General features: G+C 30.9%; 10 protein-coding genes and 1 other RNA gene. 6 read left to right on the top strand and 5 right to left on the bottom strand.

The window, feature by feature from the left end:
* Position 1: 1 nt before the first annotated feature.
* From H0I23_RS01620 to typA, 3 genes are all read right to left on the bottom strand, one after another.
* On the bottom strand, positions 2-1573 hold the full coding sequence (locus H0I23_RS01620; protein ID WP_216784731.1) for an SDR family NAD(P)-dependent oxidoreductase: 1572 nt from the start codon (positions 1571-1573) through the stop codon (positions 2-4).
* Positions 1574-1763: 190 nt separating this feature from the next.
* Positions 1764-2660, bottom strand: a complete 897-nt coding sequence (locus H0I23_RS01615; protein WP_216784730.1) for a hypothetical protein — start codon at positions 2658-2660, stop codon at positions 1764-1766.
* A 119-nt stretch (positions 2661-2779) separates the two neighbouring features.
* Positions 2780-4579 carry a translational GTPase TypA gene (gene typA, locus H0I23_RS01610; protein WP_216784729.1) on the bottom strand — a complete coding sequence of 600 codons (1800 nt, stop codon included), beginning with the start codon at positions 4577-4579 and terminating at the stop codon, positions 2780-2782.
* Positions 4580-4750: 171 nt separating this feature from the next.
* Between typA and kdsA the strand changes: the two genes are divergently transcribed.
* A complete protein-coding gene (gene kdsA, locus H0I23_RS01605; protein ID WP_216784728.1) occupies positions 4751-5572 on the top strand; it encodes a 3-deoxy-8-phosphooctulonate synthase in 822 nt (273 codons plus the stop codon).
* A gap of 89 nt (positions 5573-5661) precedes the next feature.
* Positions 5662-7629, top strand: coding sequence for a DUF3857 domain-containing protein (locus H0I23_RS01600; protein WP_216784727.1), 1968 nt, complete (start codon positions 5662-5664; stop codon positions 7627-7629).
* A gap of 63 nt (positions 7630-7692) precedes the next feature.
* Here H0I23_RS01600 and H0I23_RS01595 read toward each other — a convergent pair whose 3' ends face one another.
* Positions 7693-8160, bottom strand: coding sequence for a hypothetical protein (locus H0I23_RS01595; RefSeq protein WP_216784726.1), 468 nt, complete (start codon positions 8158-8160; stop codon positions 7693-7695).
* Between the two features lie 149 nt (positions 8161-8309).
* Here H0I23_RS01595 and H0I23_RS01590 point away from each other — a divergent pair, with 149 nt between their 5' ends.
* The gene (locus tag H0I23_RS01590; protein WP_216784725.1) at positions 8310-8969 is read left to right on the top strand and encodes a DUF1361 domain-containing protein; all 660 of its coding nucleotides are present in this window, start codon (positions 8310-8312) and stop codon (positions 8967-8969) included.
* 3 nt (positions 8970-8972) lie between these two features.
* On the opposite strand, the gene H0I23_RS01585 is transcribed toward H0I23_RS01590, so the two are convergent.
* The gene (locus H0I23_RS01585) at positions 8973-10178 is read right to left on the bottom strand and encodes an NAD(P)-dependent oxidoreductase (RefSeq protein WP_216784724.1); all 1206 of its coding nucleotides are present in this window, start codon (positions 10176-10178) and stop codon (positions 8973-8975) included.
* Positions 10179-10391: 213 nt separating this feature from the next.
* On the opposite strand from H0I23_RS01585, the gene ssrA reads away from it, so the two are divergent.
* The 3 genes from ssrA (at position 10392) to H0I23_RS01570 (ending at position 12684) form a co-directional block, all read left to right on the top strand.
* Positions 10392-10788: a transfer-messenger RNA gene (gene ssrA / locus H0I23_RS01580) on the top strand.
* A gap of 456 nt (positions 10789-11244) precedes the next feature.
* Positions 11245-11658: a hypothetical protein gene (locus tag H0I23_RS01575; protein ID WP_216784723.1), complete on the top strand. Its 414-nt coding sequence runs from the start codon at positions 11245-11247 to the stop codon at positions 11656-11658.
* Positions 11659-11676: 18 nt separating this feature from the next.
* Positions 11677-12684, top strand: a complete 1008-nt coding sequence (locus H0I23_RS01570; RefSeq protein WP_254073634.1) for a DNA topoisomerase IB — start codon at positions 11677-11679, stop codon at positions 12682-12684.
* The last annotated feature ends 7 nt before the right edge of the window (positions 12685-12691 follow it).

Raw genomic sequence — 12691 nt, 5'->3', positions numbered from 1 at the left:
TTTACCAATCTATCGGCTGGTAATCTTTTAAGAATTTCCCACACCAATGTTTACCTGTATTTATACCATCAATTAAAGGGTCTAAAACTCTAGCCGCACCGTCAACAATATCTAAAGGCGGTTGAAAATCGTGAACTTCCTCTTTCAATTTAGATAATTCTGCTGGATCTTCATCTGTAACCCAACCTGTATCTACCGCATTCATAAACACACCATCTTTAGCAAAGTCTAATGCAGATGTATGTGTCATCATATTTAAGGCTGCTTTGGCCATATTTGTATGAGGATGCCTATCTTCTTTAAAGAACCTATGAAATTTACCTTCCATAGCAGAAACATTAATAATATGTTTTTTGCCTGTATTTTCTTTTCGCATTAATTTAGATAAGCGATTACAAAGCACAAAAGGCGCTACTGCATTTACAAGTTGCACCTCTATCATTTCCGGAGTTTCAATTTCCCCTAATTTCAACCTCCAACTATTTGTTTTACGTAAATCTACTTGCTGCAAATCAGCATCAAGTTCTCCTTCTGGAAAAACTTCTTGTGTAGAAAGTGAATTATCAAAACTATAAGGAATTTGAGAAAGCTTAGCTGAAGCACGAATACCAACGCCTGGCTCTGGAGCATGCCAAGTAACAGGTAGTGTATTATTTTGTTGACTTGAAACGTTTTTACCCAATGCATTTAGCTCATCTAAACAATATAAATGATCAGACAAAACCTGCTTAGCAGATTTCGAAAGAGATTCCACAGGCATTTCCTCATTAGGCATTAAATGCTTATAAAAACCAGCAGGCCTACGAACTGTTTGAGCTGCATTATTAATTAAAATATCTAAACGATCATATTGTTGCTCTATAAAATTACAGAAAATTTCAACACTTGGTATATGCCTTAAATCTAAACCATGTATTTTAAGTCTATGCCCCCATTTAGAAAAATCATCTTCTTTAGAGAAACGCAATGCAGAATCTACAGGAAAACGAGTTGTTGCAACTACTGTAGCCCCTGCTCGCAAAAGTATTAATGTTATATGATATCCAATTTTTAAACGAGAACCTGTAACGATAGCTACTTGATCTGTTAAATCTGCTGTTTGAAAACGTTTTGCATAATTAAAGTCTCCACAATCTTGACACATAGTATCATAAAAATGATGAAGCTTGGTATATACCGTTTTACATACATAACAATTACGAGGTGACTCTAATTCGTTCTCCCCTAAATCTCTAAGCTTAGGTGCCTCTAGTAAAATTGGTGCTTTAAAAATTACTGCTTCACGAGCACTTCTTATACCTGTTTCTTTACGGGCATGTTTATCTCTTTCAATCTGTTTACGCTTAGCTGCTTTAGCTGCATCTTTTTTACGTTGCTTAAACTCATGTCTACTAGGTCTTGAAATAACACCTGCAGCTTTTAATAAGGCAACACGCTGTTCTTCTGGCAGCTCTAAAACTTGGTGTGCATTCTCCCCTATTCTATTTAATATAGAAATACATTTTTCAATCTCCTCAAGACTAACATTACCACTAGTCAATTCCCCTTTTCCGTTTGATGTATCTGAATTCATGCAATTAAATCTTTTGTCTTTTTAGAACGCTGCAAATGTACAGCTTAAATCAAATTAATTTTAGAAAATGTAATCAGATTAAAGTTTTGTTTTCAATACTCAAATAGCTCAAAGCTTTAAATATCTTATTAACTCAAAAAGCCTGAAATCATAAATGATTTCAGGCTTTTTGAGTTCGAAATTAATATAGTTACTCTATTACTTTAGCACCTTCTGGTTTAGAAAAATAGTTTTCTGATACGCTAGGCGAAAAAGAAAGATCACTAATTTCTATTTTAGTAATATATTCTCCTAAATCACCTTCTTTAGACCAATGTGTTTTTAAACTGGTAGGTAAATCAATTCCGTCTACAGTTTTCCAACCTACAATTTCCATTATTTTTTCAGGAGCGTGACCTCCATTAGGGAAATAACCAGGGTAAGAAACTATATAACTAATTGCACTCATCTTATGAGTGTTTTTATCAAAGTATAATATATAATAATCATCTGGAGCATCACCCGTACCTGAAGCAAACGTAGCTTTTATTACATCTTGCATATCACCTTTGTATTCTCTACCTTCCAAAAGCTCTAAACCAACACCTTCACCATCTAATACAAATGGATGTGCAAAAAGATAAATAGGAGTTAAAGCCCAAAATTTAGTATCATACTCAAAAGCAGTACTATCTTTAGCCATTACCCAAGCTTCTTTACCATCCCATCCAAAAATAGCTGTTGTATCTTCAACACTATTATGTCTTGCTTTATTATTCCAAGTATCAACAGTCTGGTATGAGTTTCTGCGTGTAGAACCATCTAATGGTTGGTAATCAAAACGAAATGATAAATATCCGTTATTAAACCATTTTTCTAAACCACCTTGCGCTTCCATTCCATTCCACAGTACTTTTCCAGCTTCAGATGCATTTAAACGTGTCTTTGCTTTTTCAACTCTATTCTTAACCCAAGATTCAGGAATATCATACTTTTCAACCATTTCAGTTGTAGCAGTTTCATCCATTTTTTCTTTTTTAGGTTCGTTTTTACAAGCTGTAAATGCTAATAAAAACAATGCCATAGCTATTTTAATAGTAAATTTCATTTATTATTTTTTAGATTGATATAGTATAGTCGTACTACATCTTAATTAATTTCAGTAAATATCAAAAAAAATCCTAAGATTTTCATCTTAGGATTTATACACATCAATAATAAAATTGATTACGCTATTTTATTACGCTTACGTTCGTTCTCCGTTAAGTATATTTTTCTTATTCTTAAGAATTTAGGAGTAACCTCAACATACTCATCTTTCTGAATATATTCTAAAGCTTCTTCTAAAGAGAATTTAATTGCAGGTACAATTTTTGCCTTATCATCAGCTCCTGAAGAACGTACGTTAGACATTTTTTTAGTTTTTGTAATATTTACTGTCATGTCATCACCTCTAGAGTTTTCTCCGATAACTTGACCTTCGTAGATATCTTCTCCTGGCTCAACAAAAAACTTACCTCTATCTTGTAATTTATCAATAGAATAAGGAATTGATTTACCCATTTCCATAGAAACTAAAGAACCATTTTGACGTTGAGGAATATCACCTCTCATTGGTTGATACTCTAAGAAACGGTGTGACATAATTGCTTCACCAGCTGTAGCTGTCAATAACTGATTTCTTAAACCTATAATACCTCTTGATGGAATTAAGAATTCGCAAATCATACGATTTCCTTTAGCTTCCATACTAGTCATTTCACCTTTACGCATAGAAACCATTTCTACTGCTTTACCTGAAACTTCTTCTGGCAAATCAATAGTCAATTGCTCTACTGGCTCACATTTTTGACCATCAATTTCTTTGATGATAACTTGTGGCTGACCAATTTGCATTTCGTAACCTTCACGACGCATTGTTTCTATCAATACAGATAAATGTAATACACCTCTACCAAATACTAAAAACTTATCAGCACTATCAGTTGGATTAACACGTAATGCTAAGTTTTTTTCTAATTCACGCTCTAAACGATCTTTAATATGACGAGAAGTAACAAATTTACCATCTCTACCAAAGAAAGGAGAATCGTTAATTGTAAATAACATACTCATTGTCGGTTCATCAATAGCAATAGTTTTTAAACCCTCTGGGTTTTCAACATCTGCAACTGTATCACCAATTTCAAATCCTTCTAGGCCAACAATAGCACAAATATCACCAGTTGCAACTTCCTCTACTCTAAGTCTACCTAGACCTTCGAAAGTATATAATTCTTTTATTTTTGTTTTTACAATCGAACCATCTCTTTTAACCAAAGAAACTGTTTGACCTTCTTTTAAACCACCTCTTAATAATCGACCAATAGCGATACGACCAGTAAAAGAAGAGAAATCTAAAGATGTAATTAACATTTGAGTATTACCTTCTTTTGGTTCAAAAGTTGGAACATGCTCGATAACCATATCTAACAATGGTTCTATATTTTCTGTTTGGTTTTTCCAATCGTCACTCATCCAGTTGTTCTTTGCTGAACCGTATACTGTTGGAAAATCTAGTTGCCACTCTTCAGCACCTAATTCAAACATTAAATCAAAAACTTTCTCATGAACTTCTTCAGGAGTACAGTTTTCTTTATCAACTTTATTAACTACCACACAAGGCTTAAGGCCTAAATCGATAGCTTTTTGTAATACAAAACGTGTTTGAGGCATTGGACCTTCAAAAGCATCAACCAACAATAAAACACCATCAGCCATATTTAATACACGCTCAACTTCACCACCAAAATCGGCGTGACCAGGAGTATCAATAATATTAATCTTGGTACCTTTATATACCACTGAAACGTTTTTAGAAGTAATAGTAATACCTCTTTCACGTTCTAAATCGTTATTATCTAATATTAAATCACCTGTGTTTTGATTTTCTCTAAACAACTGACAGTGATACATAATTTTATCTACCAAAGTAGTTTTACCGTGATCGACATGGGCAATAATGGCAATATTTTTTGTTGCTGACATAAATACTTTATTAAAGGAACTTTTCCTGCTAAATTTTGCGCAAAGGTACTGCTATTTTTGATAGCACAATACAAACTATCCAAATTTTTATTATACTGATTTTGAGGACGTTCTACAAGTAGTGATTAGATTTAAATTCTATTATCTTTGCTATATTAAATTATACACAAAATGAACATAGATAAGATACCTCAAATAAAACATACAAATAGTGACAACTTTTTTCTTTTATGTGGCCCTTGTGCTATAGAAGGGGAAGACATGGCGTTACGAATTGCAGAGCGTATTATTGAAGTTACTGATAAGCTAAAAATACCTTATATTTTTAAAGGAAGTTTTAAAAAAGCTAACCGCAGTCGTGTTGATTCTTTCTCTGGAATTGGTGATGAAAAAGCTCTTAAAATTTTGAGAAAAGTATCTGAAACTTTTAAAGTACCTACTGTAACCGATATTCATGAAGTAACTGATGCTGCTATGGCTGCGGAATATGTAGATATTTTGCAGATACCCGCTTTTTTAGTACGCCAAACAGATTTAGTTGTTGCTGCTGCTAATACTGGTAAAGTTGTAAACTTGAAGAAAGGACAATTTATGAGTCCTGAAAGCATGAAACACGCTGTTGCTAAAGTAAAAGATTCGGGTAATGAACAGGTAGTAATTACAGACCGTGGTACTATGTTTGGTTACCAAGATATGATAGTAGATTTTAGAGGCATACCAACAATGAAAGCTTACGCTCCTGTTGTTTTAGATGTCACACATTCTTTACAACAACCTAACCAAACAAGTGGTGTTACAGGCGGCAGACCTGATATGATTGAAACTATTGCTCGTGCAGGTATTGTTACAGGTGCTGATGGTATTTTCATGGAAACACATTATGACCCTTCTATTGCAAAAAGCGATGGTGCTAATATGCTGCATTTAGATCATTTAGAAAAACTTCTTACCAATTTAGTTGCTATTAGAAAAACTGTAAATTCGTTAAAATAAATATTTATTATAATAAAAAAAGGGGATACTTGAGATTTTAAAGTGTCCCCTTTTTTTTATCTTAACAACCTATTTACAAAGCCAACCAAATGCACACCTTAAAACCTCTATTTTCTCTTTTATTCATCTGTTTTTTAAATCTCAATGCTCAAGAAAATAATTCTTTTGGAATTTTAACTCAAGAAGAGTTGAATTTTTCAATTTATGAAAAAGATAGTACCGCTAATGCTATAACACTCTATGAAAAAGGCGATAACTATTTTGACATAATAGATGATAGGATTATGATTGTAAAAAAATATCATGTGAAAATTAAAATCCTAAATTCTAAAGGTTTTAATGAAGGAAACATCGAAATACCTTTTTACCACAATGAAAGTGCTACAGAAAAAATAGAAGAAATAAAAGCGATTACCCATAATGGCACTATTAAAACAGGATTAACTCAAAGTCATATTTATAGTACTGATGTGCACGAAAATGTTACTGAAAAAAGATTTGCTTTCCCTAATATAAAAGAAGGTTCAATTTTAGAATATTCTTATAAACTGATTAGCCCTTTTTTCTATAATTTCGAAGGATGGCAATTTCAGTCAAATATTCCAAAGCTATATAGCGAGTTTAATGCAAAAATACCAAGCAATTATCAGTACAACAGAAGTATAATAGGTTCTTTAAAATTAAATACCAACGACGTTAACTTGAAAAAAGACTGTTTTTATGTTCCTGGTATTACTGAACCTGCAGATTGTGTAGTTTTAAAGTATGCGATGAAAGACATACCTGCTTTTAATGAAGAGGAGGATTATATGTTAGCCACTTCCAATTACATATCAAGAATTGATTTTGAATTAGCTACACATTATGGATTAGATGGCTCTATACATAAATACACTAAAAGCTGGAGAGATGTTGACCGCGAGTTTAAATCTGACAAAGACATTGGTCGCCAACTTAAGAAAACCGATTTTTTCGAAAAAAATGTGCCTAAAAAGATGCTAACTGAGGGCGATAAGCTTACTCGAGCTAAAAATATTTATGCCTTTATTCAGAATCATTATACATGGAATGGCAAATATGGTATATACAGAAATATAAGAGTAAAGGAAGCTTTTTATGAAAAAAAAGGAAATATTGGCGAAATCAATATTTCATTAATTAATTTATTAAATGCTGCTGGTATTGACACTAAACTAATGTTACTATCTACTAGAAATAACGGCTTACCTAAACAAAGCCACCCTGTCATATCAGATTTTAATTATGTAATTGCAAAAGTTGAAATAGAAGGTAAAACTTATCTACTAGATGCTACTGATAAATTTGTGCCATTTGGAATGTTACCTTTTAAATGTCTTAATTATTATGGTCGTATAATGGATTTTAAAAATGATAGTTATTGGCATGACATTAACCCTGATGAAGTTAGCAAATATTATGTAAATACACAGATTAGTTTTGATTTAAATAATAATACTGTGATTGGAAGTTTAGATGAAATTAACACAGGATACAATGCTATTGACAAAATAAGAAGTTTAAGTGAAACTACCGAAGAGGAATATTTAGATACCTATACAAATTCTAATAAAGAAGATTTTAATATTATATCTTATGAATATAATGATGAAAAAAGTAATAATAAAAAAACTCACGAAACCTTCAATTATAAAATTGAAAATATAGTATCAAATGATATTATATTTCTAGATCCTTTTTTAGTAAAATTCTTTTCTAAAAACCCATTTACCCTTGAAAAAAGGAACTACCCTATTGATTTTGGCTATAAAAAAAATTACACTTATTTAGCTAAAATTAAAATACCTGAAGGATACGAAGTACAAAAGCTACCTGATGGAAAAAAAATTGTATTAACAGATAGAAATGCAACCTTTCAATTTGGATGTAACAATGAGGCAAACCAAGTTAATTTATTTTTCAACATATCATTAAATAACACCTCTTATCCTGCCGATTTTCAACCTGGACTTAAAGAACTTTTTAAACATGTAATAAACACTCAAAACAATACTTTAATCGTTTTGAAAAAGAAATAAAAAAAAGAGTCCTGTTTAATTAAACAGGACTCTTTTTTTTATTTATATATATTTGAATTTCAATTATTCACAAATAGAAATAGTAAATGATCCTTCAAAAATACTTTCAGCAAACATAGAGCTCCCCTCTTTGTTTAACTTCATTTTTCCTGATATTTCTGTAGCACTTACTGCAGTAATCTCTACAGTTTCACCTATACTATTAAATGGTGTGTTATTACCGTCTTGAGTTACAATATTAACATCAGTATAAACACCTACTTCATTCGGCACATCTGCTGAAATTTTCAATCCATAATCAAAAGTTGATGTCTCACAGCCAAAAGGCTCATTCGTTAAATTGATTGTAATTTCTTCTGTACTAGAACTAGACCTGAAATAAGCTTGCCCCCCTTTAAAAGTAAATGAATTACCTTCTACTGTTCCTGATAAATTTTGATCACTAATACTACTACTGCCGTCATTATCATCATCGCTTGAACAACTAAGTAAACTAAAAAAGGTTAAGCAAATTAAAAAAAAATGTTTCATTATGGTTATTTATTTATTGTTTGAGAATTAAACGATAAAAAATTTACATTATTATTTATTCTATTGATATTATAAAGCAAGAACCATATCAACTGCAACAATAAAACAAAAAATACGTTAGATTTAAACAAATCTTAGTTTAAACTATCTTGAATAAAAAATTTAGCACCATACTATCAAATCAAATTTATAGAAAACTTATATATGGTACTATTTTTGGTATTTCTTTACTCTTAATTAGAGTTATTTATACTCAAACAATTCTATTTACATTTTTAGCTTGGAATTTATTTTTAGCTATTATACCTCTTGCAATATCTACATATATAATTTGTAGTGAGAAAATTAAATCGTCCAAAATATTAATTACCTTACTTTTTATACTTTGGTTATTATTCATTCCAAATAGTGCTTATATTTTTACCGACTTAATTCATGTTGAAAACGATTATGGAATAAAGTGGTTTGATTTTATATTAATATTTGTTTTTGCAATTAATGGTTTAGTTTACGGTATACTTTCTATGTTAGATATGTTTTATGTTTTTACACAAAGATTTAGCATAAAGACAACTCATTTTTTCCTATTCAGCATTAGTTTCTTAAGCGGGTTTGGAATATTCTTAGGTAGATTTTTGCGTTTTAATTCTTGGGATATTCTAACTAGACCAAACACTCTATTCTATAGTATTTTCCACACCCTTTTTATGCAAAGAGCATGGATTTGGAGTATTGCATTTGGAACTTTTATTTGGTTAACATTTTTAATTTTAAAACCTTTACTTTCGTTTAGAAAAATAAAAAAGTAAAAGCTATTCCTTTCCATCTACAAAATCTTGTAAATACCCGTATCGTTCCGTTAATTTTCCATTTTGTGTCATTCTTGCTCTTTCAAGAAGTCCATTTTTATCGTTATTAAAAAAAGCTGGAATAACATTTTTTAAAAAAGCATCACCGAAACCTATACTTGCATCGCGTGGTAATTCGCATGGCAAATTGTCTACTGCCATAACTGCAATAGCCTTTTCATTTTTATAATCTATTTCTTTTTCTGTCTCAGGGTCATAACCGTAAATAGGATCTGCTATAGTAGATGGTTTTATTGTAGAAGCTACTGGTCCGTCGATATCACAACTAACATCTGCTACTACTTTAATTTTAAAATCTGGATGCTTTGCATCTTCTCTAGTATATAAATAAGGGGCTCCGTTGCCATAAAAATGACCTGCAATATAAAAATCTGTAACTTTTGTAAATCTTAAAAAATTAGTTTTATACTCTTCTGGGTTCGCAAAAAAATCGGCTTTATTGCCCCTCACACCATCCTTACGCTTATTATATTCCGAGGCATCAATCTGACAATAAACAGGTTCATTAAAAGATTCTGTTAAATAATCAGCAACAGTAACTTTTTTAATCTGCATTGCATCTACCATTTCTTTAGCACCATTACCTACTCTACCTTTTCCTGTAAGTAAAATTTTTATAGGAGGAAGCTCTATTTTATTTAGCTCGTCAATTAACGCTTGTTGATCTTTTAAGGCCTCAGCTTTAGGCAAGTCATATATATTAAATTTAAGTCCATAAGCTCTAAATCCATTATAAGCACCTACAATACCAGCATACCTACCAAAAGCAACTAATCGCTGTTCTTTTTCATTGGTAATTACCTCATGATCGTACAATTCTATATTTTTATCAAGAATCGCATTTAATAGATCTCTATTATAAGGTTGCTTTTTAATAGTATGAGAAAAGAAAAAATATTTTTTATTCGCTATTAAATTAGCGATAGGAACTTCTTTAACTCCTATCAAAACATCACAATCTTCCATATTTGAAGATATTGATAACCCTTTATCTTCATACTCAGCATCAGCAAAAGTTCTTATAGGAGAAGGTTCTATAAAAACCTCAGCATTTTTATGAGTTGTTATTAATTTATTACATGCTTTTGGAGATAAAACTACACGTTTATCTGGAGGGTTTTTTCTTTCTCTAATGATTCCGAACTTCATAAAATTAATTTTTACAACTTAAAATTCAACTATAGTTGTAAATGTAACATATGACATGTTGGCAAGCAAAACTTTTTTTGGAATACTTTTTGGAGTACATTTGCCGACCGCTTTAAGTAGCATTCATATTTTAGAATATGAAAAGTTCTTTGAAAAAGTAATTATATCGTTTTAACTTTCTTATTTTTCAGAAGGTAAAAAACATTTTAATAAGGGGCCGCCTGGTTTTGACAGCGAGACCAATTAGGATGTAAGCATGCCGAGCGCTGGGCTACAGCTCGTTAATCACATTTTCCACACTTTTAATTGGCGAAAATAATTACGCTCTTGCCGCTTAATCTGAATTATAGTAAGATTAGCCTCGTCTCTACTAGGTAGAGAAGCGAGATGTTCCGGAATAGCCCTTGTTGGCGGCGATTCTATTAGGAGCACCAGAAATGTCAACACAAGGGTATTATTGCTTTGGTAGTATCACAAAAATTTCAGAAGCTAAGTATACAATAGGCGGTTTTCAGTCGGTTGTGCATCGAAAACTAAATGAAAACTAAGCATGAAGAAAGCATTGTAATTGCTTGTTTGGACGGGAGTTCGATTCTCCCCGGCTCCACAAAATAACCTCGTAACACTAGTGTTTACGGGGTTTTTTATTTTAAGTGAGAAGTTTCGTTGTAAGTTTTACTGATATTCAATCTGTAGGTTTTTCGAGCATAGCACAGTGTGTTCACTTAATTGTTTTTGTTTTTGTTTATCTATAATGTGTATTTTGTTTTTCATTGCTCCTATAATTTTATTTTAAAAATTACCTAGGTTATCTGTTTGATATTTAAAATTATAACCTTGAAAAACCTTAACGTATTTATAAAAAAAATCTATCAACTCTAATAATAAATACTATAATATTTATATACATATAAACCAGTTGGTTACATATACTTAAGTACTCCCAATTTAAAAAACATACTCAAAAGAAGAAATTTCAAACCGATAGAATTCAAAAAAAAATTATTTCGGTTAAAAAATATTGTATTCCTAATTTAGTTTTGAACAGAAATTTAATAATAGAGATATGGATACTAATATGGAAAACTTACTACGTAAAGTAGAAAAAGAGACTTTAAATAGAACTGAAAAAATAAATAATTTTATTAATACATTGTCCACTAATTATAATTCTCTTATCTATTGCAATGGATTGGATGAGTTGAGAGATTTACAGATTTTTTTAACCGATGCTAGGATACAAAACGATGCTTTGAAAAAACGAATCGAAAAACTTAGATTGAACATTATCACTACAACAAATAATTCAAAAAACTTACTTAGTACTTTACTTCAATCTAATTTAAAATGCTCTAAAGATTTTGAATACATACAAATGGCAAAGAAGACTATAAGAATTCCGAATGATAGCTTATTAAATTCGAGTTCTGATTTTGGAGATAAAATGGTTTTAAACAATATAAATTCAGTACAGTTTTAAAACTAACTTCTAATCGGTATGACCAAAATAAAAGAAGTTGATGATTCTGCTATGTCCATCTCTCGTAAGAAAAAAGGTAGAGGATTTGCATACTATAACGAAGACGGTACTAAGATTATAAATAAAAAAATATTGAATCGCCTTCGAAAATTAATAATTCCACCGATGTGGAATGACGTTTTTATATGCGGATTTGATGATGGACATATACAAGCTATTGGTCGCGATTTAAAAGGTAGAAAACAATATATATACCATTCTATTTTTGAAAAACAAAAGCAAGAAGAAAAATTTAAAAAAATGCTTTCGTTTGCTGAAAAACTACCGAAAATTAGAAAAAGGGCTTATAAAGATCTTAGTTTAAATGTTTGGAAAAAAAGAAAACTTTTAGCATTAATTACACTAATTTTAGATGAATACGGTATTCGAATAGGAAACAAGCAATACCGAATTCAAAATGAAACATTTGGGTTGACAACTTTAAGAAGAAAGCATTTATCGATTGAAGATGATGAAGTAATTTTCAAATTTAAGGGAAAAAGCAAGCAAGAGCGTGAAGTTCACATTGATGATCCAGAACTAATACCCTTCATAAAAAAAGCTGCTGATATGCCTGGTTATGAAATTTTTAGATATAAAGATGATCATGGTAGTTTTAAAGAAATAGACAGTGATGATGTAAACAAATACATATCCACAAACATGGGAGAAGATTTTTCTAGTAAAGACTTTAGAACATGGGCTGCCAGCAGGTTAGCAATTGAATGTTATGACGAAGCAATAAAACAAAAAATTGATGCTTCAAGAAAAAAATTTAGCAATATTGTCATTAAAATGGTAGCATCTGAATTAGGAAACACACCCTCTGTATGTAAAAACTATTATGTACATCCAGCAATATTTAATGCTATTGATAAAAAAGAAATACCAACAAAAAACCCTTATACAAAAACAAAAAGTAATTATACCCTTACTGCAAGTGAGAAACTTGCAGTCGATATAATTGAAGATAGCTACGTTAACTGATAAAATT

It is taken from the genome of Cellulophaga sp. HaHaR_3_176, from assembly GCF_019021925.1.
Lineage (GTDB): Bacteria > Bacteroidota > Bacteroidia > Flavobacteriales > Flavobacteriaceae > Cellulophaga.
The sequence above is the reverse complement of the archived record's forward strand: the minus strand, read 5'-3'. Positions and strand labels throughout refer to the sequence as shown.

Coding starts and splice junctions, on each gene's coding strand:
- H0I23_RS01620 (WP_216784731.1), bottom strand. CDS start 1,573: ATGAATTCAGATACATCAAACGGAAAAGGGGAATTGACTAGTGGTAAT.
- H0I23_RS01615 (WP_216784730.1), bottom strand. CDS start 2,660: ATGAAATTTACTATTAAAATAGCTATGGCATTGTTTTTATTAGCATTT.
- typA (WP_216784729.1), bottom strand. CDS start 4,579: ATGTCAGCAACAAAAAATATTGCCATTATTGCCCATGTCGATCACGGT.
- kdsA (WP_216784728.1), top strand. CDS start 4,751: ATGAACATAGATAAGATACCTCAAATAAAACATACAAATAGTGACAAC.
- H0I23_RS01600 (WP_216784727.1), top strand. CDS start 5,662: ATGCACACCTTAAAACCTCTATTTTCTCTTTTATTCATCTGTTTTTTA.
- H0I23_RS01595 (WP_216784726.1), bottom strand. CDS start 8,160: ATGAAACATTTTTTTTTAATTTGCTTAACCTTTTTTAGTTTACTTAGT.
- H0I23_RS01585 (WP_216784724.1), bottom strand. CDS start 10,178: ATGAAGTTCGGAATCATTAGAGAAAGAAAAAACCCTCCAGATAAACGT.
- H0I23_RS01575 (WP_216784723.1), top strand. CDS start 11,245: ATGGATACTAATATGGAAAACTTACTACGTAAAGTAGAAAAAGAGACT.
- H0I23_RS01570 (WP_254073634.1), top strand. CDS start 11,677: ATGACCAAAATAAAAGAAGTTGATGATTCTGCTATGTCCATCTCTCGT.